Origin of the sequence: Streptomyces sp. Isolate_45, assembly GCF_024721315.2 — a bacterium.
Taxonomy (GTDB): domain Bacteria; phylum Actinomycetota; class Actinomycetes; order Streptomycetales; family Streptomycetaceae; genus Streptomyces.
Window position 1 is genome coordinate 1 of record NZ_JANFAK020000124.1, and the last position, 24,047, is coordinate 24,047.

Here is a 24,047-nt window from a genome sequence, read left to right on the forward strand (position 1 = left end):
TGTCAATTGTGTGTGTTGTTCTGAGGTGTGCTCTGCCTATCTGACGCGCGGTCGGCCGACCGGCCGTCAGCCGTCCGATCGGATCCGGTGGCGGACGCCCGGACCGGGGAAAGGCTGCTCGTGCAGCCGCCCGCCGCCGGGGCGCGCCGTCACGGCCCCGCCCGGACGGCACTCCTCGGACGACGCCCCCAGGAGTTCCCACATGCCCCGAACCCTCACCTTCGCCCTCGCCTCGGCCGCCTCGCTCGCCACCCTGGCGGCCTTCGCCGCACCCACCGCCACCGGCGTGGACACCGCGAAGGCGGCAGCCGACCGGGCCACCACGTACCGGGCCACCGCACCGTTCCACCGGCACGCGAGCGCCGTGAAGGCGGGCTACGTACCGGACAAGTACTGCGTGGAACGCGCCGGAGCCGGGGCCCTCGGCTACCCGCACTTCAACCACGGCCACGACAACTCCGTCGACCCGGCGAAGCCCGCCGCCCTGTTCTACGAGGACGACGGGCGTGGCGGCAAGCGCCTCATCGGGGTCCAGTGGACGGTCTTCGACCGGGACCAGGACGTGACGACCGACGACGACCGCCCGACGCTGTTCGGCACTCCCTTCAAGGGCCCCCAGCGCGGGAACTTCCCCGGTCAGCCGGTGCACTACGCGCTGCACCTGTGGCTGTGGAAGAAGAACCCCGCAGGCACTTTCGAGACCTTCAACCGGGCGGTCACCTGCCTGCCCGGCACCACCCGCCCCAAGCCCGCCGCCTGAACCCGGAGGGCGGCCCGGGGCGGGGCGGACGAGGGAGCGACGGGCGGCCGGGGCGCGGCCGGCCGGGGCCCGGCCCTGGCGTCCGCTTCAGGGCCCTGACCGAGGTCCGACCGGGTGGGTCCGCCCGGCGGACCGGCCGCCGCGCCCGGCCTCCGCCCGCGCCACCAGCCGGTCGAGGACGGCGAGCGTCGCGGGGAAGCCCGCCGAGGTCTCCCGGAGCATCCCCGGTCCGGTCCGGAACCGGCCGTCGACCACCAGCGCGGGCACGCCCTGGATGCCGTAGGCCTGGAGCGCCGCGTCGGCGTGCCGGGTCCGCGAACCCACCTCGGCCGAGGCGAAGGCGGCGGCGAAAGCGGCCGTGTCCACACCCTGTTCCGAGACCCAGGCGAGAATCGCCCCGTCGGTGTTGAGGTACTCGCGCTCCCGGTGGATGGCGGTGAAGGCGCGTTCGTGCAGGTCGGGGTCGCCCAGGGCCTCCAGGGCGAAGTACAGGCGCTGCTGCGGCTTGAAGTTCTGGCGGCTGCCCGCCGTGCGGTCGAAGTCCGCCGGGACCCACCGGAACGCGACGCGGTCGGCGTTCCCGCGCCGCCACGCGTCGAGTACCGGCTGGAGCTCGAACGAATGCGAGTCCGCGTACCAGAAGAAGGCCTCGACCGTGACCGGGCCCGGCGCCGCGTCGGCCGCCGCGGGGACGCTCACGCGTATGTGGTCCCGGCCTTCGACAGCCATGGGTGGCTCCTCCGTCTCGTTCGTGCCGGACCCCGGCCGTCCCGACGTCGCGGTCGCCCGGCCGGTGTCCTCGGGAGCGCACGCCCGGGCGGGACGGTCTCGTGCCGTCCCCTGCCGGGAGTGCCCAGGACGGAACGTATGTGTCCGTCCAGCGGTCGCGAAACAAGGATCCAGGCCACCCCGAGGCCGGAAACCGCCCCATGGGCCGGGGCGGTTCGTTGGGATCCCATGTGTTACTACCGGTACGTCTTCCAGTGCGCGGCCCGCCGCGGGCTCGGCGGCACGACCTACGCTGGCGCCGTGAACAGAGCACAGCCCAGCCGTCGGCAGGTCGTGGGCGCGGGCGTCGGAGCGGTCGCGGCCGCGCTGACCGGATGCACGGCCGGCTCCGGCCCCGAGCGGCGGCTACGGCTCGCTACGGGCCCACCGGGCGGCCCGTACAACGCGTTCGGCGAGGCCTTGGCCCGCGCGGTCGCCGCGAGCGGCCCCGGGACCCGGATCGCGCCCGTGAGCACCGCCGCCAGCGTCAACAACCTGCGGAAGCTGGAGGACGGCACCGTCGACCTGGCGCTGGCCATGGCCGATGCCGCCGAGGACGCAGTCCTCGGCCGGGAGCCGTTCGCCCGGCCCGTCCCGGTGACCGCGCTGGCCCGGGTCTACGTGAACTACACCCACCTCCTCGTCCCCTCCGACGGGCCGGTCCGCTCGGTGGAGCAGCTCGCCGGACGCCCGGTCGCGGCCGGCGCCGCCGGGTCGGGGGTGCGGGTGGTGGCGGGCCGGGTGCTCCGGGCGGCAGGCGTGGGCACGGACGCCGCAGGCGCGCGGGAACGGGAACTGGGCCTCGCCGACTCGGTGTCGGCACTGCGCGCGGGTACGGTCGACGCCCTGTTCTGGTCCGGGGGCGTCCCCACCCCGGCCCTGTCGGAACTGACCCGGGAGCGCCCCGTCCGGTTCCTGCCGCTGGACGGCCACGTCGGCGCGCTGCGGGCGCGCCACGGCCCCGTCTACACGGCGGTCACCCTTCCGTCCGGGGCGTACGGACTGACGGAGCCGGTCGGGACCATCGGCGTCGGCAACTACCTCCTGGCCCGCCCCGACCTGCCGGACGGCGCGGTGCGGGACGTGCTGCGGGTGGTGTTCGACCGGTGGCGGGACCTGCTGCGGGAGGTGACCGCCGGGGCGCGGCTGGAACCCCGGTTCGCGATCTCGACCGGAGCCGTCCCCCTCCACCCGGGCGCTGTGTCCTACTACCGCTCGGTGTACGGCTGAGCGCGGCCGGGCCCGCGGCCGGGCACGGTCGGGCGGCTCACGCGGGCGGCAGCCGGAGCTCGGTCAGGAGCCCGCGCGGCTCGTTGCCGCCCACGTCGAGCCGGCCGCCGCTGACACGGGCGATCTCCTCGGCGATGGCCAGCCCCAGCCCGCTGCCCCGGACGTTCTGGTGCTCGGGGGACCGGGCGAAACGCCGCAGCAGCACGTCCTGTTGCTCGGGCGGCACCCCCGGTCCGTCGTCGCCGACCCGGACCAGGACCGTGCCGTCGTCCTCCCGCGTGACGTCCACCTCCACGCGGCCGCCGGCCGGTACGAACTTGACGGCGTTGTCGAGGAGCGCGTCCAGGACCCGGCCCGCGGCATCGGGCAGCGCACGCGCCCGCAGTCCCTCCGCGGGCCGGGCGTGCGCCAGCTCCAGCCCGGCCCCGGTGAACACCGGGGTCCAGGCCCGTACCCGGTCCCGCACCGCCGCGGCCACGTCCTGCTCGCGCAGCTCCGCCGTGCCGGACTCCACCCGGGCCAGGGCCAGCAGCCCGTCGAGGAGTTCCTCCAGGCGCTCCGCCTCGTCCAGGGCCCGCGCGTGTTCGGCCAGGCCGGTGCCCGGGGCGACGTACGGCTCCACGTTCTCCAGCTGGAGCACCAGGGTGGCCAGTGGATTGCGCAGCTGGTGCGAGGCGTCGGCCACGAAGTCGCGCTGCCGGCCGATCGAGTCGGCCATGGCCTCCGCCATCGCGTTGAAGTGCAGTCGTAGACGGCGGAGTTCCGGGGGCCCCGTCCCGGACACCGCCCTGGCCCGCAGGCTTCCCGCCGCGAGCTTCTCCACGGCCCGGTCCAGGTCGAGGACCGGCCGCAGCAGCCACCGCGTGATCCCGACCGCGACCAGGGCCGCGGCGGTGAACGCGGCCACCGCCCCGGCGCCGATCAGCGACCAGCGGACCGCCACGTCCCGCCGGGCCGTGTCCGTCGGCAGCGCCATCAGGACGGCCCCGCTGACCCGCTCGTCCCGCCCCACCGGCTCGGCCAGCACGACCCCGCCCGGGCCCCAGGGACGCAGCGTGGGGAGCCGGTCGGTGGACCGGCCGGTCAGCGCACGGTCCCGGGCCTCCGCCGCCCCGGCGGCGACGTCGGCCCGAGCCCCGGCCCGGGCGACCGGCGTGCCGGCCGTGTCGACGACGACGACCCCGGCACCGTACAACTGGGCGTACCGGCCGATCTCGGCGGACAGCTCCGCCCGGTCGGCGTCCGTCCGCATCCGCTCGGCGAGATCGGCGAACCGCACCGCCTCGGAGCGCCGTTGCAGGAGCAGGTGCTCGGTCCGGCCCCGGGCGTAGGCGTCGGCCAGCGGCACGCACAGCAGCAGGGCCGCGGCCCCCATGAGGACCATCAGCACGGCGAGGAGCCGTCGCCTCATCGAGTGCCGCCGTCCGGACCGCGTACGTCGGGCAGGGCGGGATCGGGCGGCGTCCCGGTCCCGGCGGGCGGGGCGCCGAGCTGGTAGCCGAAGCCGCGTACGGTGCGGACCAGCCGGGAGCGGCCGGTCTTGGCCCGGATCCCCGCCACGTGGACGTCGAGGGAGCGGGAGACCCCGAGGAAGGCGTCGCCCCAGATCCGGTCCAGGATCTCCTCGCGGGCGTGGACCTCGTCGGGGCGCTCGGCCAGGAAGGCGAGGACGTCGAACTCCCTGCGCGTCAGTCGGACCTCGCCGCCCGCCACGGTGACCGTGCGGCGTGCCAGGTCGACCTCCACGTCCCCGCTGCGGACGATCCGGTCACCGCCCGCGCCGGAGACCGCGCCGGTGGGACCCGCGGATCCGGGACGGGCGGCCGAACGGCGGCGGACGCTGTCGACGCGGGCCATCAGCTCGGCCATCCGGAACGGCTTGACGACGTAGTCGTCGGCACCCGCCCGCAGCCCCTGCACGATGTCGCGCTCCTCGCAGCGCGCCGTGACGACGATCAGCGGGGCGTCGCAGACCGTACGCAGCCGGCGCAACAGTTCCAGTCCGTCGAGGTCGGGCAGCCCCAGGTCGAGGAGGACGAACTCGGCCTCGTGAACGTGCCGCAGGGCGTCCAGGGCCCGCCCGACCCGGCGGACGCTGTGCCCGCGCTGGGCGAGGGCGGTCCCGAGGGCATGGGCCATGCGGTCGTCGTCCTCGACGAGCAGAGCGTGCATGGACAGTTCCCTCGTGACGCGTGACCGGGGGCAGCAGCCTACGGGAGCGGCCGCCCCCGGTCACCGGGGCCGGTTCAGCGCGCGGCCGCGGCCGGGGCCGTCGCCGCTCGGGCCTTGCCTTCGGCGGCCGCGTCGGCCTCGGCCTCGGCGCGGCTGAGCGCGGTGTTGCGGGTGTCCGGCATCAGCACGTAGGTGACGAGGGAGACCAGCGCGCACCCGGAGACGTACCAGAAGAACATGCTCTCGTGGCCACTGCTCTTGAACCACAGGGCCACGTACTCCGCGGTGCCGCCGAACAGCGCGTTGGCGATCGCGTACGGCAGCGCCACACCCAGGGCGCGCACCCGGGTGGGGAACAGCTCCGCCTTGACCGCCGCGTTGATGGAGGTGTAGCCGGTGACGATCACGAGGGCCAGCAGGGACAGTCCCAACGCGGACCAGTACGAGGACGCCGATCCCAGGGCGGTCATGATCGGGTACGTGCCCACGGTGCAGCCCACCGCGAAGGTGATCAGCAGCGGCCGGCGGCCGATCCGGTCGGACAGCATGCCGGCGAAGGGTTGCAGCACCGCGAAGAGGGCGAGGGCGGTGAAACTGACCAGGGTCGCGGTCGTCTTCGGCATGCCCGCGCTGCCGACGAGGTACTTGGTGAGGTACGTGGTGTACGTGTAGTAGGCCACGGTCCCGCCGAGGGTGAGCGCCATGACGAGGCCCGCCTGCCGCCGGTGCTGCCACAGGACCTTCAGGGTGCCGCGCGTGCTGTCGTCGTGGTCGTCGTCGCCCGACGATTCCTCCTTGAACGCGTCGGTCTCCTGGAGCCGCCGCCGCAGCCAGAAGACGACCACCGCGAACAGGGCTCCGAGGAGGAACGGGATCCGCCAGCCCCAGCTCTCCAACTGGGCCGTGGTGAGCGTGTGCTGCATCGTGATCAGGATGCCCAGGCCGAGGAGTTGGCCGCACGTCATCGACACGTACTGGAACGACGAGCCCAGTCCGCGCCGGTTCCGGGCCGACGCCTCCGTCAGGTAGGTGGCACTGGCCGCGTACTCGCCGCCGATGCTCATCCCCTGGAGGAGCCGTGCGAGCAGCAGCACCAGGGCGCCGAAGTAGCCGGCCTGACCGTAGGTCGGGGCCACGGCGATCAGCAGGGCGGCCACCGACATCATCGTGACCGTGAGGGTGAGCGCGCTCTTGCGGCCGTGCCGGTCGGCCGCGCGGCCGAGGACCCACCCGCCGACGGGGCGCATCAGGAATCCGACGGCGAAGATCCCGGCCGTGTTCATCAACTGCGTGGTCGGATTGTCGTTGGGGAAGAAGGAGTCGGCGAAGTAGATCGCGAAACTGGCATAGACGAACCAGTCGTACCACTCGACGAGGTTGCCCAGGGACCCGCCGATCAGGGCGAGACGGCGCTTCTTGCGCTCGTCCGCGGGTGAGGGCGGTGCGGGCACGGCGGCGGACGCGGACATGGCGGCTCCAAGGGGGAAGTCCCTGAGGGGGAGGGGGAACGCCCCGGCGGTGGGGGAGTGCCCAGAGCATGCGGTCGCCGTCGCCGGCGGACAAGGTCCGCCGCGCAGATCTAACGTTCCGCTAAGGAAGGCGCACGCGAACGGGCCCCCGCCGTCCGGCGGCGGCCACATTCGGCCAGGCCCGCGGCGTCGGGCGGCCCGTGGCACCCGGCGCGGGGCAGACTGGGCGCGTCAGCTGCCCCCCGACGCGGAGGACCCGCCCGTGCCCGTACCGATGATCATCGACTGCGACCCCGGCCACGACGACGCCCTCGCCATCATGCTGGCCGCCGCGGACCCCGCGGTCGACCTGCTCGCCATCACCACCGTGGCGGGCAACCAGACCCTGGACAAGACGACCCTCAACGCCCGGCGCGTGTGCACCCTCGCCGGGATCACCGACGTGCCCGTGGCCGCGGGCTGCGACCGGCCGCTCGTCCAGCCGCTGGCCGTCGCCGCCGACGTGCACGGCGAATCGGGACTGGACGGACCGCGGTTCCCGCCGCCCACGGTCGACGTGGTCCCGGAGCACGCCGTGGACCTCATCCACCGGATCCTGCTGGAACACCCCGAGCCCGTCACGCTCGTGCCGACCGCCCCGCTGACGAACATCGCCCTGCTGCTGACCCGCTACCCCGACAGCGCCTCCCGGATCCGGGAGATCGTGCTGATGGGCGGCTCCACCGAGCGGGGCAACCGCACGCCGGCGGCCGAGTTCAACATCCACACCGACCCGGAGGCCGCGGCCGTCGTCCTCGGCAGCGGGGTGCCCGTCACGATGTGCGGCCTCAACGTCACCCACCAGGCCCTGGCCACCCCCGAGGTGCTGGCGCGCTTCGAGGCGCTCGGCACCGAGTTGGGCCGCACCTGCGCCGAACTGCTCGCCTACTTCGCCTCGGCGTACAACCGGCTGTGGGGCATGCCGCACCCGCCGCTGCACGACCCCGTCGCGGTGGCCCGCGTCATCGACCCGTCGATCGTGGACTGCGTCGAGGCGAACGTCACCGTCGAACTGCACGGCAGCCACACCCGCGGGGCCACGGTCGTGGACCTCCACCACTACCTGGGCCGCCCCGTCAACGCCCGGGTCGCGGTGGCCCTGGACACCGAACGGTTCTGGGACCGCATGGTCGGCGCCGTCGAGGCCCTCGGCTCCAGCCGGACCTGAACGAGCACGCCCGCCCGCTATTCGAATCCGTAGCGCATGCGGCCCAGGGCGGTCATCGGCCGGTCGTGGGCCGCGACGGGAGCCGGGAGGCAGGTGGATCCGGTCAGGTACCGGTCGACCGCGGCGGCCGCCGCCCGGCCCTCCGCGATGGCCCACACCACCAGGGACTGCCCCCGGCCCGCGTCGCCCGCGACGAACACCCCGGGGGCCCGCCCGCCGACGGCCGCGAAACCGGCGTCGCGGGCGAAGTTCCCGCTCGCGTCGAACTCCAGCCCCAACTGCTCCCGCAGGGCGCCCGCCCGCTCCGGACCGGCGAAGCCCAGCGCGAGCAGGACCAGCCCGGCGGGCAGCACGCGCTCCGTGCCGGCCAGGGGCGTGCGACCGGCCGTCTCCACCGAGCTCAGGTGCAGGGCCCGTACTCGCCCCGAGGCGTCCCCCTCGAAGCACAAGGTGGCGCTGGCGAAGAGCCGGGGGTCGTACCCGGCGAGCCCGCGCGCCTCGGCGTGCGCGTGCGAGATCCGGTACACCTTCGGGTACATCGGCCAGGGCTCGCCGTCCGCGCGAGCGGGCCCGGGTTCGGGATTGATGTCCAACTGGACCACGGAGAGGGCGCCCTGCCGCAGCGCCGTGCCCAGGCAGTCCGAGGCGGTGTCACCACCGCCGACGACCACCACGTGCCGACCCTCCGCGGTGACCGGCGGCGCCGCGAGGTCGCCCTCCCGGACCCGGTTGGCGAGGGTCAGATAGTCCATCGCCTGATGGATCCCGTCCAGCTCCCGCCCCGGAACCGGCAGCTCCTTGCGCTCGCCGGCCCCGACCGCGACGACCAGCGCCTCGTGGCCGCGCCGCAGGTCGGCGGCGCACACCGCCCCGCCGATGTCCGAACCCGTGACGAAGGCCGTGCCCTCGCCCCGCATCTGCTCGATCCGCCGGTCCAGGTGCCGCTTCTCCATCTTGAACTCGGGGATGCCGTAGCGCAGCAGCCCGCCGATCCGGTCGGCCCGCTCGTGGACGACGACGGCGTGACCGGCCCGCGTCAGCTGCTGCGCGGCGGCCAGTCCGGCGGGCCCGGAGCCGATGACTGCCACCTTCCGGCCGCTGTGCCGTTCCGGCGGGCGGGGCGCCATCCGGCCGTGGAGCAGCCCTTCGTCCGCTATCGCCTGCTCGATGTTCTTGATCGTCACCGGATCCGAGTTGATGGTCAGCACGCAGGCGTCCTCGCAGGGGGCCGGGCAGAGCCGGCCGGTGAACTCCGGGAAGTTGTTGGTGGCGTGCAGCCGCTCGTACGCGGCGGCCCAGTCACCGTGCGCGGCGAAGGCGTTCCACTCCGGTACGAGGTTTCCCAGCGGGCAGCCGACGTGGCAGAAGGGGATCCCGCAGTCCATGCAGCGGTCGGCCTGGCGGGAGACGAGGGGGAGCAGCGCCTGGCCCGCGTGGACCTCGCGCCAGTCGCGCAGCCGTTCCTCGACGGGGCGGGCCGGAACGGGCTCGTGGGGAATCCTGAGGAAGCCGAACGGATCGGTCACGCGCCGCCTCCCTGGATCGTGCGCGGCGTGCGCGCACCGCACGGCGTACCAGGTGCTCGTGGCGGGCGGGTCCGGAGGCGTGAGGTGTGCGGCGTTCCATTCAGCGTACGCCGCACCGCGCGGGTCGTCCGCTCGGTGCGGCGCCCCCGCCTACGGCCGGGCGGCCCGGCCGGATCCGGCCGGGGGACGGCTCAGGTCCGCAGGGCCGCGACGATCTCGTCCGTGGTGCTGACCTTGCCGATGCGGGGGAAGATCCGGCCGAAGCTGTGGGCGTGCGCCTCGGGGTCGGTGTCGGCGGTGGCGTCCTCGGCGAAGACGAGGCGGTAGCTGTGTTCCCAGGCCGTGCGGGCGGTGGATTCGACGCCGACGCTGGTGGAGATGCCGCCCAGGACGATGCGGTGGATGCCGCGGCGGCGTAGCTGGAGGTCCAGCTCCGTCCCGGTGAAGGCGCCCCAGTGCCGCTTGGTGACGACGACGTCCGCCAGGGCGGCGAGCTCGGCGGGGATTTCGGAGAACGCGGCGGGCGGTGCGACCGCGGGGCCGGGGCGGTCCACTTCGAGGGTGGGCAGGTCCCCTCCGTCGGGCGACCACGCGACCTTGACCAGGACCACAGGGAGCTTGCGGGCGCGGAAGGCCTCGGCGAGCCGGACGCCCTTGCGCAGGACCTCGTCCGCGGGCCTGGTGGTGGGCAGGGCCAGGATGCCGTTCTGCAGGTCGATGAGGACCAGGGCGGTGTCGTCCTCAAGGGCCAGGGCGTCGCTCATGGGTGCGGGGGTGTCCTTCCGGCGTCGGTTTCCGGGGCGGGTCGATTCGATTCAGGCTTCGGCGAGCCGGCGCAGGAGCGGTACGGCCTCGGCCACGGTCCGCTGTTCGGCCGGGGCGAGGCGGCGGGCCATCAGGTCGGCCAGCCGGCCGCGGCCGACCTCCTGGCGTTCCGCCACGACGTGGCGGCCCCGGTCGGTCAGGGCGATCACCTTGCGGCGGCCGTCGGTGGGGTGCGCGGCGCGCTCGACGTATCCGCCGGTCTGGAGGGCGCCGACCGTCGCGTTGAGGGACTGCGGGCGGACCCTCTCGGCCCGCGCGAGGTCGGTGATCGTACGGGGCCCTTCGCGGTCGAGGCGTCTGAGGACCGAAACCTGCGCCAGGGTCACGCCGCTCCCGACGGAGGCCATGCGCAGGTGGCGCCCCATCAGGCTCACCACCAGCTGGAGCTCCTCGGCGGTGTCCCGGAGGCGCCGGGCGGCATCGTCCGGGCCCGCGGGGCCCGCGGGGTCCGTCGGGTCCGCTATGTCCATGAATCGACGATAACGGCTGGTTGATGGGACTGCACAGCATGCCTTGGTATCCCGGGCGGCCGGGGGGGTGCCCTCCGGGAGGGTGCCGTCGGGCCCGCCGGTCCGCGTGGGGATGATGGGGCGGTGAACCAGATACTTTTCGCAGGGGTCTTAGGTCTCGTCCTCACCCTGGCCGGCACTCCGCTGCTGATCAAGGTCCTGGCCCGGAAGGGCTACGGCCAGTTCATCCGGGACGACGGGCCGCGCGGGCACCACGGGAAGCGCGGGACCCCGACGATGGGTGGCATCGCGTTCATCACGGCCACGCTCGCCGCGTACGCCCTGACCAAGGTGATCACGGGGGAGCCCGCCACGTACCCGGGCGCCCTGGTGCTGTTCCTGATGGCGGGGATGGGGCTGGTCGGATTCCTCGACGACTACATCAAGATCGTCAAGCGTCGTTCGTTGGGCCTGCGCGCCAAGGCGAAGATGTCGGGACAACTGGTCGTGGGCATCGTCTTCGCCGTCATGGCCCTCCAGTTCGCCGACGCGCGGGGTCAGACGCCGGCCTCGCCCCGGATCTCGTTCGTCACGGACTTCGGCTGGAGGATCGGACCCGTGCTCTTCGTGGTCTGGGCGCTGTTCATGATCCTGGCCATGTCCAACGGCGTGAACCTCACCGACGGGCTCGACGGTTTGGCCACCGGCGCCGCCGTGATGGTCTTCGGTGGATACACCTTCATCGGCATCTGGCAGTTCCAGAAGTCCTGCGCCGACGCCCTGGGGCTGGTCGACCCCGCGGGTTGCTTCGAGGTCCGCGACCCCCTCGACCTGGCCGTCGTCGCCTCCGCCCTGATGGGAGCCTGTTTCGGGTTCCTGTGGTGGAACACCTCGCCGGCCAAGATCTTCATGGGCGACACCGGTTCCCTCGCCCTGGGCGGCGCCCTGGCGGGCCTCGCCATCTGCTCGCGGACCCAACTGCTGCTGGTCCTGCTGGGCGGCCTTTTCGTGCTGATCACGATGTCGGTCGTCATCCAGGTCGGCTCCTTCAAGCTGACCGGCAAGCGGGTCTTCCGGATGGCCCCGCTCCAGCACCACTTCGAGCTCAAGGGCTGGTCGGAAGTCCTCGTCGTGGTCCGGTTCTGGATCGTCCAGGGCATGTGCGTGATCGTCGGCCTCGGCGTCTTCTACGTGGTCGGAGCCCGGCTCTGACGCGGTGACCCGACGGGGATCGGTCGACCTGCCGCTGTTCCGGTGGATCAGGCGCCGGTCGGGTCGCCGACCCACCTCGCGGGATCGCTCCGCGGCGGCAGCGGTTGGGCGAGGGCGAAGAGGAGGATCCCGGCGAGCAGGAGGGCGTTGCCGCCGAAGTGGCGGACCTCCCAGGACGGGCCCGGCAGGAATCCGAAGTGGTGGAGGCCCTGCAGCAGGGGAGGGGCACCGGCGAGGAGGGCGCCGAGGCCGTGGAGCGGGGGCCGGGTGACGTGGAGGCGGGCCATCGGGAGGACCCACCCCGTGCGGAGCGTCACGATGCCCAGCACCATCGCCGACAGCCCTACGAACATGCCCGCTCCCACCAGCCAAACCATGGGTCACTCCGTTTCCATCGGTTGAGGTCCGGAACGCGACGGCGGCCGGTACGCAGGTTTCCCATGGTCGTCGGTCGTGACGGTGCCCGGCCATGCCAGGACCGGGCAATCTCCGCGCGGTTCGACTGCCGTCATGGCGCCGGCCCGACGCACCGTCCCCGTGGCCCCACCGCGCGGCGCGAGGGTTCGCGGCCCGGCACGCGCCCGGCTGGTGGAAGCCGGGCGCGCGGTGGCGATACCGGGGCGCCCGGGTCAGGGGCGGTCGAGGCCCCAGGTCTGGAGCACGTACGGCCGGCCCTTCTCCTCGCCCTTGATCAACGGGACGTCGAGGAGTCGGAATCCGGCCCGCGTGGCCACGCCGACACTGGAGGAGTTCTCGGCCTCCAGCTCCAGGATCACCCGCGTCACGTCCAACTGCTCGAAGGCGTACGCGGCCATCACCCGCACCGCCCGGGCGGCCAGACCCTGCCCCCGGTGGGCCGGGCCGACGGCGTAGCCGAGCTCCGTTCCCTCGGGGGCGCGCTTCAGCATCACCTCTCCGAGTGCGGCGCCGCCGTCGACGGTGATGGCGAGCAGGAGGGCCGTACCGTCCGCACGCAGGTTCCGGGCCCGGTCCAGGCGGGTGCGGGCGGCCTCGTCGTCGAAGGGGGAGACGATCGGGGTCCAGTACGCGATGTCCGGGTGGTCGAACAGCTCGGGCATCGCGGTCAGGTCCGCCTCCGTCCAGTCGCGCAGGACGAGGCCCTCCCCCGTCAGCTCGATCCGATCGGGGAAGGACGGCGTGCTGCTGCTCATGCTGGAGGACCTCCGTGGCCGGTACGGGAGGAGGCAGGATATCCGGCGACCGACCGTCGGATCACCGGATTATCCCGCCGATGAGGGCGCCGCTCGCGCCCTACCGGCGCCGGTCGGCGGAGCCGGTGGCCCGCAGGCGGGCCGCGGCGGCTTCCGCCTCCCGGACGACGCGTTCGGTGTCGACATCGACGAGCCGGCCGTCGAGTTTGAGCGGGCGTCCGTCGACGAAGACCGCCTCGACGTTCTCCGGACGGCCGTTGAAGACGATCTGGCCGATCCGGTCGAAGCGCGGGGCGAAGTTCAACGTGCCGGGATCGAGCACGAGGACGTCGGCCCGCTTGCCCGGGGTGAGCGACCCGACCCGGTCGGCCATCCCGATCGCCTCGGCGCCACCGAGCGTCGCGGCCCGCAGCACGTCCTGGACCTGGGGGAAGACCGACGCGTCCAGCGAGCGGGCCCGTTGGAGGCCGATGGCGCTCTTCATCAGGGCGAAGAAGTCGCTGGAGTCGTTGGTTCCGCCGTCCTGCCCGAGCCCGACCTTGACGCCCCGGCGCCCGAGGTCGGGCAGCCGCATGATCCCCGAGGCGAGCCGCATGTTGCTCAACGGGCAGTGCGCGGCCCGGACGTCGTGCGCCGCGACGGCGGCCACCTCGTCGTCGGTGAGGTGGATCGCATGGTTCATCAGCAGCCGGGGGCCGAAGGCCCCCATGCGGGTGAGCACTCCGACCGGATCGTCCGCGCGCTGCTCGGCGCGCTCCAGGACGTGGCTGTTGAGCATGACGCCGAGTTCCTGGGCGATCTCCCAGTGGACCCGGTTGAGCCCCTCCAGGGCCCGCGCCGCGTGCGTGGCGACCTGCGCCGAGGCCAGCGGCAGCGGGTCGATGAGTTCCTTCTTCACCCGGGACAGGAGACCCGCCTGCGCCTCCGCCTGGAACATGGCGTACGTGAAGCGCACGCCGCTCTCGGCCAGCGCCCGCACGTACTGCTCGGTGGTGTCGTACGGGAGGGCGTCCACCCAGTCCACCAGGGTGGTCACGCCGGACTGAACGGAGTCGAGGGCCGCCAGGCGAACGAACCGGTACATGTCCGCCGCCGGGATCCGGGAGAACGTCGGTCTGTTGCACTCGGCCAGCCAGCCGAAGAGGTCACGGCCCGCGCAGCCGCCCCGCATCGAGGACTGCCAGAGGTGCGTGTGGACATCGACGAACCCCGGCAGCAGCAAGCGGTCGGAAGCGTCGATCACCCTGGTCCCGGCCGGTACCGCGAGCCGCCGCCCGACCGCCGCGACGGCCCCGCCCCGCATCAGGAGATCCGCCCCCTCCACCGCGCCCAGCGGTCCCTCGCCGAGGGCGGGGTCCATGGTGAGCACGAGTGCGGCGTTGCGCAGGACGGTGGCCCGGCCGGTCGGCCCGCCGGCCACGGCCGGATTCCCCCGCGGGGCGGTCCGCCCCGCGCCGAGCACGAGCGGAGTCGCGGCCGCCATGCCCAGGCCGGCCAACACCCTGCGGCGCCCGGGGGACGGGGGTGCGGTCGCGGTCGCGGTGGGGAGAGACTCTGCGGGTCGTACCACCCGTGTGGGCGGTACGGCCTGTGCGTGCTGCGCGGCCTGTGCGTGCTGTACGGCCTGTGCTGCCTCTGGTACCGGTGCGGTGGTGCCGGGACATTCGCTGAGCGGGTCCATGTCGTGCTACCTCCCGACGGAAATGGCGCGGGGCGCTCCTGCGGACTCACGGATCGTCAGGCACGTGCGGGTACGTACGGGTTCGTATCCGGATGGTGCGCCGGCGCGCGCCGTCCCGATAGGGCCGCGTCAACAGTTTGTTTCAAACCCCCGGACGGGACGCCCGACGACGATGGGGCCTTCGAGCCCAACGGGCCCACCGAACCTGCCTGGTGACACCGGTTCAAGGCGCGTCCACGGGGTATCCGCCCAGGGACGTTGCGCACGATGACGCTCTGGAGGAGCCATGCCCGGACTGTTCGCGAAGATCAAGGAGTTCAGTCGTAGCCCGCAGGGGCAGCGGACCATCGCCTCGGCCCGCCGGGCCGCGGCCGACCCGGGGAAGCGGGCGGCGGCCCGTCGGATGCTCACCCGGTTGCGCGGCGGCAGGCGCTGAGGGCCGCCGGCAGGCGGGAAGCGCGAGGTTCCCGTACGGCGGGGGCGCCCCACCCGGGACCGGGCGGGGCGCCCCCGCCCACGCGTCCGGGCACGGACCCACCGGTGCGGGCAGGGGCGGGTGAACCGCCCGCGACGCGGTCGGGCACCGTAGCCGCACCTCGGCGGGGGTGGCCCGGCAGGAGCGGCCTACACGAGACCGGGCTGCGCGGTCCGGTGGAAGCGGTGGACCGAGCGCCGCAGGAGGTCGAGGAACTCGGCGAGGTCGTGCGTGATCCGGTCGAAACCGCTTTCCTCGGAAGCGGCTCCGGAGCGCCACACGGCGCCGTCCGCGCCGACCGCGTACAGGATTCCGCCGCCGTCGGAGCCGATCAGTACGGCGGGCACGGCCCCTGGGGCCCCGGGCAGCGCCACGCGCTCCCGCAGCGCCCGGGCCCCGGAGTGCAGGAAGTAGGCGTTGCCGACGTCGCTCATGGTCACGGCGCCGACCTCCGAGAAGTACAGCGCGAGCTCGGCGAAGCCGGCTGCTTCCGCGCCGAGCCGCCCTGCCGCTGCCCGGTCCTCCGCCTCCGGCGGGTGGATCGCGTTCTCCCCGGGGCCGTAACCGTGCTTCTCCTCGAAGTCGCAGGTCACGGCGGACAGGGCCGCCGAAACCTCCGCCCGCCAGGCGGCGAGGGAGGCGGGCGTGAGGGGCGCGGGCGTGAGGGGCACGAGGTCGAACGGAGGGCGCATGGTCCCATCCTCACACCCGGGCCGGTCGGGTCCTCCCGCGCCGCCGCTCCTCGCGGCCCGGCCCGGGTGGAGCGTCGGCTACTGCGGCTCCGTGGCGATCTGGATCAGGTTGCCGCAGGTGTCGTCGAAGACGGCGGTGGTAACGGGGCCCATGGTCAGGGGCTCCTGCGTGAAGCGGACGCCGAGGGCGGTCAGGCGCTCGAACTCCGCCGACACGTCCTCGACGGCGAACTGGGCGAGCGGGATGCCGTCCGCGAGGAGCGCGTCGCGGTACGGCTTCACGGCCGGGTGGCCGGAGGGCTCCAGGAGCAGTTCGGTGCCTCCGGGCTCCTGGGACGAGACGACCGTCAGCCAGCGGTCGGGCCCGCCCAGCGCGACGTCGTGCTTCTTCACGAAGCCGAGGATCTCGGTGTAGAAGCGCAGGGCCTCGGCCTGGTCGTCGACGAACACGCTGGTCAGGTGGATTTTCATGGGGTGCTCTCCTCGGGTCCGGGGGTGTCGGGCAGGGGCCACCGCTCGGCGATCTGTCGTAGCGGGGCCGTGTTCAGGTCGTGGAACTTGTACCGCCCCTCCCGTCTGGTTTCCACGAGCCCCGCCGCCTCCAGCAGGGCGAGATGCTGTGAGACGCCCTGGCGCGAGATGCCGAGCCGGTGCTTCACGCTCAGCCGTGCGCAGATCTCGAACAGGGTCTGCCCGGACTTCTCGGTGAGCTCGTCGAGGATGGTGCGGCGGGTGGGGTCGGCCAAAGCTTTGAAGAGGTCATCGGCCACGACCGCAGCATAGGCAACCATTTACTTGCCTATCAAGTCGAGGGGTGGTCCGACCCGAGCGGTCCCGCCCGTTTGGCGCCGAGCAGGACGCGGTAGCGCTCGTGGGCCGCGAAGTCCGCGAGGCTCCACACGGCGGGGCGGCCGACCTCGGCGCTCAGGTGGAGGACCGTGTCCGCGCCGGCCCACACACCGACGTGCGCCCCGTACGGGTCCGTCCCGGCGCTGAAGAACAGCAGGTCGAGGAACTCGGGCTCCGCGACCCGGACGGTGTGCAGGGTGTCGTCCCACAGTTCGCTGGAGCGCAGCGGCGGCACGAACCTGCCGAAGTGTCGGAGCACCTCGTAGGCGAAGAGCTGGCAGTTGGCACCCGGGGCGAGGCCGGGCAGCCGGCTCACGGCCGGGGAGCCGGGGTAGCGGGAGCCGGTGTAGGGGACTGCCCAGAAGGCGTCCGGCAGGGAGGCGATACGAGGATCCATGCCGTCATCCTGCCCGGCGGGGGCAGCGGGCGGACGGGGCGCGGTGGCCGGTCCGTGCTCTGGGCCCGGGACCGGAGCGGGTCGCAGACTGGCCCGATGGACGAGTCGCGCACCACGCCACGTCGGACCACCCGGATTCGGACCGATCCGGGTCGGACAGCACCGCGTAGGACGGCCCCACGTCGGACAGCACCGCGTAGGCCAGGCCCACGTCGGACAGTCGCGCGTCGGGCCATCCCGTGAGCACGCCCCGCGGCAGCGAACTGCCGTTGCACCGGCTCGACGTCCCGTTGCCGCACCTGCTGCCCTTCGCCATCGGGTCCTTCGACTCGATCGGGCCGCTCTCGCGGGCGGGATTCCCCCACCGCCACGCGTTCTACGAGATCGTCCTCGTCACCGGGGGCAGCGGCGCGCACGTCCTCGACCTCGCCCATTGGCCCCTGGACCCGCCCCACCTGTGTGTGATCACCCCGGGCCAGGTCCACCACTGGGAGGACGCCGACGACCTCACCGGACACGTGATGCTGTTCAACGAGGACTTCCTGCTCGCCCACCCCGAGGACGCGGCCGCACTGGATCTGCTCGCGGCCCGGCCATGGCTGCGCCCCGACGCCGGCCGGGACGGGATCGCCGCGCTCTTCCAGGAGATGGAGCGCGAGTACCGGGACCTGCGCGAGGGGTACGCGGGGGTGCTGCGCGCCTACCTGCACATCCTGATCGTGCGGGCCCTGCGTGCCTGCGAGGCCGGCCCGGGGCGGAGCCCCGCCCCGGCGGGCCGCGCCGTCGAACTGGCTGCCGCCTTCACCCGGCTGATCGCCTCCCCGGACGGTACGGGGCGTTCCGTGGCCGACTGCGCGAAGCGGCTCGGGGTCACCTCCGGGCACTTGCACGCACGGGTGAAGGAAGCCACCGGGCAGACCCCGGGCGGTCTGATCCGTCGCAGGCGGACGCTGGAGGCGAAGCGGCTCCTGGCCCGTACCGACCTGACGATCGGGCAGGTCGCCCGGGGCGCCGGATTCGCGGATCCCGCCTACTTCTGCCGGTTCTTCCGCCGCGAGACCGGCCTGACACCGGGTGACTACCGGGCCGGGATCGCCACCGGCGCGGCCGCTTCCGGCACCGGAGGAATTCACCACGATCCCAGGATCCGGTCCATCGCGGCGGCCGGGCCGCGAACCGTAGCGTGACGCCGACGGAACCGGCCGGACCGGTCCGTTGCCACCCGCCCGGGCCGCGCCCCACCGCGGCCCGGGGCTCCGGCCCCGGCAAGGCGCACCCCCCCACGAGCGCGAAGGAGTCGACGCGTGCCCACCGACGAGAACCGAACCACCGACGAGAACCGAACCACCGACCGGAACCGAGACGCCGGCCGGCCCCGGCCCACCCCGCCCGACGGCCCCCGGGCCTTACCCGGCACCGGCGGTCGCACCGGCGCGGGCAGCCGCCTCAGCCGCAAGAACTTCCTCAAGGTCGCCGCCCTGGCCGGAGCCACCCCGCTGCTCCTCGGCGGGGGTGCGGCCCTGGCCGGGGACCGGGGTGCGGCGAACGGGGCGGCGCCCGAACTCACCCCGGCCTGCGACGACGGGGACGAGCCCACCGTGCCCCAGACCGAGGGCCCGTACTTCAAGCCGAACTCGCCGAGGCGCACCTCACTGGTGACGGCCTCCACCCCCGGCACCCGCCTGACGGTCAGCGGGTTCGTGTTCGGCCGGGCGTGCCTGCCCGTGGCCGGAGCCCTCCTCGACTTCTGGCAGGCCGATGTGAACGGCGCCTACGACAACAGCGGTTACGGCTTCCGGGGCCACCAGTTCACCGACGCGCAGGGCGCCTTCCGGCTCACCACCATCGTTCCCGGGCTCTACCCGGGGCGCACCCGGCACGTGCACGTCAAGGTGCAGGCGCCGGGTCGGCCGGTGCTGACCACCCAGCTGTACTTTCCCGGGGAGCCGCGCAACGCCACGGATTCGATCTTCGACGCCCGCCTGCTGATGACCGTGCGCCAGGCCGGACCGGCGAAGGAGGGCACGTACGACTTCGTCCTGGACGTACCTCAGACCCCCGACCCCACGCCGACACCGACACCGACGCCCACGGCGACGCCGACCGGTGGGGCCTGGGCGCCCGGGACCTCGTACCGTGCGGGTGACCGGGTCGGCTACGGTTCGACGGCCTACACCTGCATCCAGGCGCACGTCGCCGTGCCCGGCTGGGAACCCCCGAACGTACCCGCGCTCTGGCGCAGGTCCTGACGGCGGGAACGGTGGGCGCCGGGCCTCAGCGGCGAGGGGTCAGGCCGCTGGTGACGCGGCTCCACAGGGAGCGGGTGGCGCCGAAACCGGTCTCGTGCGCCCAGATGTGCGTGCACCCCGGGCACTGGAGGTGGATCAGGCTGCCGGAGTTGGAGAGCATGTAGCGCCAGTGCCGCGAACACGTCCTGCCCTCGCCGCACGGGGTGCAGGCCAGGGTGTCGTCGCAGTTCGGGCAGGGCACCCAGGCCCGGCGGCCGATGTCCGCCTGGGGGTCAAGCGGCAGCATGGCCGCCCCCGCGCCGGGGCAGGACGCCGGCCGCGACCAGGTCCTCGTAGACGCGCTGCTGCTCGTCGTCCAGGCCGGAGTACAGGAGGTCGTACGCCGCCTCCTCGCCGCGCAGCACCTCCACCGGGTCCCAGTCGGACCCGAGGGCGGCCATCACCTGGGACCTCCGGAGCATTTCCTGGGAGGTCAGGTCGATGGTGAAGTCGACCGGCGGGACACTGTCCGGCCGGTCGCCGGGGCCGTCCTGGCCGGGGGCGGGAGTGGGGTGGTGCGGGCTCATGCCCATGAACTTAGGTAACCCTTCCTTTGTGGGTCAAGTCCGGGTGTGCGGAGTCACAGCCCGCCCGGGGTGGTCCCGGGTCCGGGCGGAGGGCGTGGCCCGGGGCGGGCCGGGAGGGGCGGGACGTTCCGGGGTCGGGCCCGAGGGTCGGGCGGTGCCGGTACACGTCGGGGCCGCGCGCTCACGGTCGCACGGGAGTCGCCTCAACCGTGTTCGTGGGCGACACCGTTGGGTGCGTGTCAAGACAACAGGGCCTGTTCGCAAGGTCGTTGAACCCGCCCCGACGGGCTGTTCAGCGGAACGCGGTCGCCCGGACGCTGGTGCCGCACAGGGCGAAGTCGCCGCCGTCGGCCGGGGACAGTTGGAGGCCTCCGCCACCGACGCCCAGGACGATCGAGGGGGCCACGGTCGGTGTGGCGCCGGACTTGCAGTACCCGTCGGCCTCGCCGAGGACCGGCGTGAAAGTGATCTGCGTCGTGGCCCGACCGCCGACCGGAAGCGTCACCGGCCGCGCCTGCCCCTCGCGCACGACGCCGAGCGGCTTGTTCTTGTCCGGGGACCCCTGGCCCGCGAGGGCGACGGTGGGGAAGACCCGGAGCACGCACGGCTTCGGACCGTCGTTGATCACGGTGATCCGTACCGCCGACGCCCCCACCCGCTCCGCGCTGTTGGCGATGAGTTGGGTATTGGGGCAGGGGGCTGCCGGAGCCCGTCGCGCGTCGGTCGTCGGTGCGGCCGCCGTTGTCGGCGGTGTGGATGTCGCCGTCGCGGCCACCACCGGTCCGGCACCCGCCAGCACGCCACCCGCCAGGACGGCGGCCGCGAGCAGTCGGGAGGAGACCATGGCCGCACGGCTTCTCGTCGTGCCCTTCATGTGGCTTCCTCTCCCCGCCCCGACGGGTCGCCGCAAGGCCGCGGCCACCCCGTACCGGGTCGGTTCCGCCCCCCTTCGCGCCCCTTCCACCATCCCACGGGGCGCGTGTCCCGGCGTCCCGAGCCGCCACGGTGCCGTTCCGGTGCCCCCGCCGCCGGAAGCGGCATCGCGGGCGGCACCGGAACGTACCCACCGCCTACGGGGCGACCGGCAACTGCCGCTTGTGCTCGGTCAGGCGGTAGCGGCGGGTGATCGTCCCGAAGGCCTGCTCGCCGACCGGCTTGCCCTCCAGGAAGTCGTCGATGTCGTCGTACGTGACACCGAGCGCGTCCTCGTCGGCCTTGCCCGGGTCGAGGGTCTCCAGATCGGCCGTCGGCACCTTCCAGACCAGCTGGGCGGGGGCGCCCAGCGCGTCCGCGACGGCGCGCACCCGGCGCTTGGTCAGGCCCGTCAGCGGGACGAGGTCGGCTGCGCCGTCGCCGAACTTCGTGAAGAACCCGGACACCGCCTCCGCCGCGTGGTCGGTGCCGACGACGAGACCGTCGTGCGCGCCCGCCACCGCGTACTGGGCGATCATGCGCTGCCGCGCCTTGATGTTGCCCTGGACGAAGTCCTGGTGGGCGGCGTCGCGGAAGACGGTGCCACCGGCCAGGGAGGCCTCCAGCGCGGCGTCGCTCGCGGGCTTCACGTCCACGGTCAGGACCCGGTCCGCGTTGATGAACCCGAGCGCGAGCTGGGCGTCCTTCTCGTCGGCCTGCACGCCGTAGGGCAGTCGCATCGCGAAGAACGTCGCCTCGTGACCGGCCGCGCGGGCCCGCTCGACGGCGAGCTGGCACAGCCGTCCCGCGGTGGTGGAGTCGACGCCGCCGCTGATCCCGAGGACGAGGGAGCGCAGGCCGGTGGAGGTGAGCCGCTCCGTGAGGAAGGCCACCCGCCGCTCGATCTCCTGCTGGGCGTCGAAGGTCGGCGACACCTGGAGTTCCCGGGCGATCTCCTGCTGCAGGGCGGTGGACGCCGGCTGGCTCACGGCTGCTCCTCGTGTGGTCGTTCGTCGTGCGCTCCGTGGCGCGCTGTCCGGTCGACCCTAGTCGAAACGGCCGGCACCGGATCCGCCGGTGCCGCGTTCCGGCGGACGGCTCCGCGGCGGGCCTCAGAACCCGCCGCGCCGACGCATTCCCATCGGGCGGCCGTCCGGATCGACGAGCAACCGGTACAGGGGCAGCGACCACGCCCTGGTCGTACGGGACAGGTCGGGCGGCCGGTACGCCCGCAGCCGGCCCGGAGGTCGTGGCCCGCGGCGACCGCCCTCGTACCAGGCGTCCAGGGCCGCGGCCGACGAGGCGAACAGGTCGAACGCGCGCACCGGATCACAGAGCGGATCCGCGGCGCCCGGTGCTTCGGGTGGTGCGGTCGGCCCCGGAGCCGGTTCCGGAGCCGGCTCGACATCGAGGTGTTCGCGCGAGAGCTCCAGCCGCAGCTCCCGGGCGAAGCGCCGCGCCCCGTCCCCCAGCCCGGCGGGGTCGCGGGGCTCGCGCGGGTCCGGGGCGGAGTCCAGTACGGCGCAGTTGAGCTCCGAGTCGTGGGTCCAGGACCGCAGGTTGACGTTGTCCGAGCCCACCGACGCCCACACGTCGTCGATCACGCACACCTTGGCGTGGACGTACACCGGTGTACCGGCGTGGTTCTCCAGCCCGTACACCGCGACCCGGTCCCCGCCGCCGCGGCGCAGCCGCTCCAGCGCGGTGACGCGTCCGACCAGGTTCATCGGCAGGGTGACGGGCCCGTCCTGCTCGGGAACGGTGGGGATGACGGCCATCAGGCGCAGTTCGGGGTGGGCGGCCAGCGCCCGGGCGAAGTGCTCCACCACCTGCGGGGACCACAGGTACTGGTCCTCCAGGTAGATCAGGCTCCGGGCCCGGTGGACGGCCTTGAGGTAGCTGCGCGCGATGCTGCGCTCGCCGTCGGGGGCGAAGGGGTAGCCCTGGAACAGGCGGTTCGGATAGGTGCGGAGCACCTGCACGGTGTGGGTGCCGCGCGGCTCCGGATCGGGTGCCTGCGGCGGCAGCCGGTCGGCGTGCTCGTCCTCGCCGTGGGCGCGCTGCCGCAGCCGGACCAGGGGGCTGCGGGTCAACGGCGCCGGGTCCTCCCAGCGCTCGCGGAAACCGGCCTCCAGGTCGCCGACGGCCGGGCCGCGCACCGCGAGCTGTACGTCGTGCCAGGGCGGTCGCGGCCCGTACGCGTCGGCGAACGGGATGGCTTGCGGGTCGCCGCCGTGCGCGGCGTCGTCGTTGCGGCCGTGGCACAGGTCGATCCCGCCGACGTACGCGACGTCGAGCTCGGGGCGGCCCGGGTGGCGCAGTACGACCAGTTTCTGGTGGTGGGAGCCGCCCGGCCGGACCCGCATGTCCAGCAGGAACTCGCCGCCGCCCGCCTCGACCTCCTTGCCGAGGTGGCGGTTCTCCGTCGCGCTGAACTGGAAGCCGTCCAGGTGGGAGCGCCATACGAGCCCCTTGACGATCACGCCCCGCTCGGCGGCCTCGCGCAGCACCCGGCCGATCTCGGTGCCCGCGCCCGCGAGCCGCTCGTCGGGGTCGCCCCGCCAGTCGGTGAACAGCAACAGGTCCCCGCGCTCCTGGGCGCGGATCCCGGCGAGCAGCTCCCGGAAGTAGGTGCTGCCGTGCACCAGGGGTCGTACGTCATTGCCCGCCACCCAGGCCAGGCCGTCCGGACGGCGCGAATCCAAACGAGTCGCCGGATTTCCCCGGTCACGGGTGGTGAGCAGCCAATCGGTCAGATCCAAGGCACCGCCCTCCTTCGTCGAGCGCCTACCCCTACGGCGCCCGCGCATGCGGAAGGCGGGGTCCTACGACGTGGCGCGTTCGACGTTGGCGATCATGCGGCGGAGGACCTTGAGGGCGGCCGCGTAGTCCTCGTCGTCGATGCCGTCGTGGACCACGGCGCGCAGTTCGGTCACCATCCCGCGCAGCCGCGACCGGGCGGATTCCCCGGCTTCGGTGAGGTGCAGGCGCTGCCCGTCGTCGGTGCGCAACCAGCCGCGGTGGAGCAACTGGTCGACGGCCCGGGCCACTTCGTGGTGTGCTTCGGCCGGAGGGGTCAGCTGGACGACGACCTCCTCACGGGTCGGGGCCGGCGGCGCGCCGTTCACCCGGTTCAGTACCCAGTACTGCGGCTGCGTGACGTCGATCCCGGCCATCGCGTCCCGCAGGTGCCGGGTCACGACGGTGTGGGCGAGGCCGCTCCAGTAGCCGATCGGCTGGGTGGCCAACAGGTCGTCGGTGGCGGAGGGGTCGGCCGGGGACTGGTCGGTGAGGGTGCGGGGTGACGTTTCCATGATCACGAAGCTACGCGCCGGGAACGACTTCCGCTGCCGGATTCGGTCGTACGCAGTCCCACCGCCCGCGCGGTACGGCCCACCGCCCGCGCGGGCGGGGGGAGTAGGAAGAGCGTCGAGTT

Annotated in this window: 27 protein-coding genes; 7 read left to right on the forward strand and 20 right to left on the reverse strand. The window is 73.6% G+C overall.

Annotated features, from left to right (window positions below):
* The first annotated feature begins 202 nt into the window (after positions 1-202).
* Entirely contained in the window at positions 203-760 is a 558-nt protein-coding gene (locus NOD94_RS30370) for a hypothetical protein (RefSeq protein ID WP_281209361.1), read from the forward strand.
* Positions 761-847: 87 nt separating this feature from the next.
* Here the strand turns inward: NOD94_RS30370 and NOD94_RS30375 are convergent, their stop codons facing one another.
* Entirely contained in the window at positions 848-1,489 is a 642-nt protein-coding gene (locus tag NOD94_RS30375) for a DsbA family protein (RefSeq protein ID WP_281209362.1), read from the reverse strand.
* A 300-nt stretch (positions 1,490-1,789) separates the two neighbouring features.
* Here NOD94_RS30375 and NOD94_RS30380 point away from each other — a divergent pair, with 300 nt between their 5' ends.
* Complete coding sequence (locus NOD94_RS30380) at positions 1,790-2,758, forward strand: TAXI family TRAP transporter solute-binding subunit (protein ID WP_281209363.1); 969 nt, start codon at positions 1,790-1,792, stop codon at positions 2,756-2,758.
* A gap of 37 nt (positions 2,759-2,795) precedes the next feature.
* Here NOD94_RS30380 and NOD94_RS30385 read toward each other — a convergent pair whose 3' ends face one another.
* From NOD94_RS30385 to NOD94_RS30395, 3 genes are all read right to left on the reverse strand, one after another.
* Complete coding sequence (locus tag NOD94_RS30385; protein WP_281209364.1) at positions 2,796-4,169, reverse strand: HAMP domain-containing sensor histidine kinase; 1,374 nt, start codon at positions 4,167-4,169, stop codon at positions 2,796-2,798.
* Entirely contained in the window at positions 4,166-4,930 is a 765-nt protein-coding gene (locus NOD94_RS30390) for a response regulator transcription factor (protein WP_281209365.1), read from the reverse strand. Before NOD94_RS30390 ends, NOD94_RS30385 begins: the two co-directional genes overlap by 4 nt.
* Before the next feature lie 74 nt (positions 4,931-5,004).
* On the reverse strand, positions 5,005-6,399 hold the full coding sequence (locus NOD94_RS30395; RefSeq protein ID WP_281209366.1) for an MFS transporter: 1,395 nt from the start codon (positions 6,397-6,399) through the stop codon (positions 5,005-5,007).
* 262 nt (positions 6,400-6,661) lie between these two features.
* Between NOD94_RS30395 and NOD94_RS30400 the strand changes: the two genes are divergently transcribed.
* Complete coding sequence (locus tag NOD94_RS30400; protein ID WP_281209367.1) at positions 6,662-7,606, forward strand: nucleoside hydrolase; 945 nt, start codon at positions 6,662-6,664, stop codon at positions 7,604-7,606.
* Positions 7,607-7,623: 17 nt separating this feature from the next.
* Here NOD94_RS30400 and NOD94_RS30405 read toward each other — a convergent pair whose 3' ends face one another.
* From NOD94_RS30405 to NOD94_RS30415, 3 genes are all read right to left on the reverse strand, one after another.
* On the reverse strand, positions 7,624-9,132 hold the full coding sequence (locus NOD94_RS30405; protein ID WP_281209368.1) for a glutamate synthase subunit beta: 1,509 nt from the start codon (positions 9,130-9,132) through the stop codon (positions 7,624-7,626).
* A gap of 191 nt (positions 9,133-9,323) precedes the next feature.
* Positions 9,324-9,896 (reverse strand): hydrolase, encoded by a 573-nt coding sequence (locus NOD94_RS30410; RefSeq protein ID WP_281209369.1) that lies wholly within the window; start codon positions 9,894-9,896, stop codon positions 9,324-9,326.
* A 51-nt stretch (positions 9,897-9,947) separates the two neighbouring features.
* On the reverse strand, positions 9,948-10,427 hold the full coding sequence (locus NOD94_RS30415) for a MarR family transcriptional regulator (RefSeq protein ID WP_281209370.1): 480 nt from the start codon (positions 10,425-10,427) through the stop codon (positions 9,948-9,950).
* A 123-nt stretch (positions 10,428-10,550) separates the two neighbouring features.
* On the opposite strand from NOD94_RS30415, the gene mraY reads away from it, so the two are divergent.
* Positions 10,551-11,618 (forward strand): phospho-N-acetylmuramoyl-pentapeptide-transferase, encoded by a 1,068-nt coding sequence (gene mraY, locus NOD94_RS30420; protein WP_281209371.1) that lies wholly within the window; start codon positions 10,551-10,553, stop codon positions 11,616-11,618.
* Positions 11,619-11,665: 47 nt separating this feature from the next.
* On the opposite strand, the gene NOD94_RS30425 is transcribed toward mraY, so the two are convergent.
* From NOD94_RS30425 to NOD94_RS30435, 3 genes are all read right to left on the reverse strand, one after another.
* Positions 11,666-11,995 (reverse strand): hypothetical protein, encoded by a 330-nt coding sequence (locus NOD94_RS30425; protein WP_281209372.1) that lies wholly within the window; start codon positions 11,993-11,995, stop codon positions 11,666-11,668.
* A 252-nt stretch (positions 11,996-12,247) separates the two neighbouring features.
* On the reverse strand, positions 12,248-12,790 hold the full coding sequence (locus NOD94_RS30430; protein ID WP_281209373.1) for a GNAT family N-acetyltransferase: 543 nt from the start codon (positions 12,788-12,790) through the stop codon (positions 12,248-12,250).
* Between the two features lie 100 nt (positions 12,791-12,890).
* On the reverse strand, positions 12,891-14,210 hold the full coding sequence (locus tag NOD94_RS30435) for an amidohydrolase family protein (protein WP_281209374.1): 1,320 nt from the start codon (positions 14,208-14,210) through the stop codon (positions 12,891-12,893).
* 547 nt (positions 14,211-14,757) lie between these two features.
* On the opposite strand from NOD94_RS30435, the gene NOD94_RS30440 reads away from it, so the two are divergent.
* Complete coding sequence (locus tag NOD94_RS30440) at positions 14,758-14,907, forward strand: hypothetical protein (RefSeq protein ID WP_281209375.1); 150 nt, start codon at positions 14,758-14,760, stop codon at positions 14,905-14,907.
* A 188-nt stretch (positions 14,908-15,095) separates the two neighbouring features.
* Here NOD94_RS30440 and NOD94_RS30445 read toward each other — a convergent pair whose 3' ends face one another.
* The 4 genes from NOD94_RS30445 to NOD94_RS30460 form a co-directional block, all read right to left on the reverse strand.
* A complete protein-coding gene (locus tag NOD94_RS30445; protein WP_281209376.1) occupies positions 15,096-15,638 on the reverse strand; it encodes a hypothetical protein in 543 nt (180 codons plus the stop codon).
* A 78-nt stretch (positions 15,639-15,716) separates the two neighbouring features.
* Positions 15,717-16,109, reverse strand: coding sequence for a VOC family protein (locus NOD94_RS30450; RefSeq protein ID WP_281209377.1), 393 nt, complete (start codon positions 16,107-16,109; stop codon positions 15,717-15,719).
* On the reverse strand, positions 16,106-16,408 hold the full coding sequence (locus tag NOD94_RS30455) for a metalloregulator ArsR/SmtB family transcription factor (RefSeq protein ID WP_281209378.1): 303 nt from the start codon (positions 16,406-16,408) through the stop codon (positions 16,106-16,108). Before NOD94_RS30455 ends, NOD94_RS30450 begins: the two co-directional genes overlap by 4 nt.
* A gap of 32 nt (positions 16,409-16,440) precedes the next feature.
* On the reverse strand, positions 16,441-16,884 hold the full coding sequence (locus NOD94_RS30460) for a hydrolase (protein ID WP_281209379.1): 444 nt from the start codon (positions 16,882-16,884) through the stop codon (positions 16,441-16,443).
* A 239-nt stretch (positions 16,885-17,123) separates the two neighbouring features.
* Here NOD94_RS30460 and NOD94_RS30465 point away from each other — a divergent pair, with 239 nt between their 5' ends.
* On the forward strand, positions 17,124-18,071 hold the full coding sequence (locus NOD94_RS30465) for an AraC family transcriptional regulator (protein ID WP_281209380.1): 948 nt from the start codon (positions 17,124-17,126) through the stop codon (positions 18,069-18,071).
* A 291-nt stretch (positions 18,072-18,362) separates the two neighbouring features.
* Positions 18,363-19,133 carry a carbohydrate-binding protein gene (locus NOD94_RS30470; RefSeq protein WP_281209387.1) on the forward strand — a complete coding sequence of 257 codons (771 nt, stop codon included), beginning with the start codon at positions 18,363-18,365 and terminating at the stop codon, positions 19,131-19,133.
* A gap of 25 nt (positions 19,134-19,158) precedes the next feature.
* Here NOD94_RS30470 and NOD94_RS30475 read toward each other — a convergent pair whose 3' ends face one another.
* The 6 genes from NOD94_RS30475 to NOD94_RS30500 form a co-directional block, all read right to left on the reverse strand.
* The gene (locus NOD94_RS30475; RefSeq protein ID WP_281209381.1) at positions 19,159-19,419 is read right to left on the reverse strand and encodes a hypothetical protein; all 261 of its coding nucleotides are present in this window, start codon (positions 19,417-19,419) and stop codon (positions 19,159-19,161) included.
* Positions 19,406-19,705, reverse strand: coding sequence for a DUF6400 family protein (locus NOD94_RS30480; RefSeq protein ID WP_281209382.1), 300 nt, complete (start codon positions 19,703-19,705; stop codon positions 19,406-19,408). Before NOD94_RS30480 ends, NOD94_RS30475 begins: the two co-directional genes overlap by 14 nt.
* A 286-nt stretch (positions 19,706-19,991) precedes the next feature.
* The gene (locus tag NOD94_RS30485) at positions 19,992-20,573 is read right to left on the reverse strand and encodes a DUF4232 domain-containing protein (RefSeq protein WP_281209383.1); all 582 of its coding nucleotides are present in this window, start codon (positions 20,571-20,573) and stop codon (positions 19,992-19,994) included.
* 196 nt (positions 20,574-20,769) lie between these two features.
* Positions 20,770-21,600, reverse strand: a complete 831-nt coding sequence (gene nadE / locus NOD94_RS30490) for an ammonia-dependent NAD(+) synthetase (protein ID WP_281209384.1) — start codon at positions 21,598-21,600, stop codon at positions 20,770-20,772.
* Positions 21,601-21,723: 123 nt separating this feature from the next.
* On the reverse strand, positions 21,724-23,373 hold the full coding sequence (locus tag NOD94_RS30495) for a phospholipase D-like domain-containing protein (protein ID WP_281209385.1): 1,650 nt from the start codon (positions 23,371-23,373) through the stop codon (positions 21,724-21,726).
* 63 nt (positions 23,374-23,436) lie between these two features.
* Positions 23,437-23,925, reverse strand: a complete 489-nt coding sequence (locus tag NOD94_RS30500; protein WP_281209386.1) for a MarR family winged helix-turn-helix transcriptional regulator — start codon at positions 23,923-23,925, stop codon at positions 23,437-23,439.
* Positions 23,926-24,047: the final 122 nt, after the last annotated feature.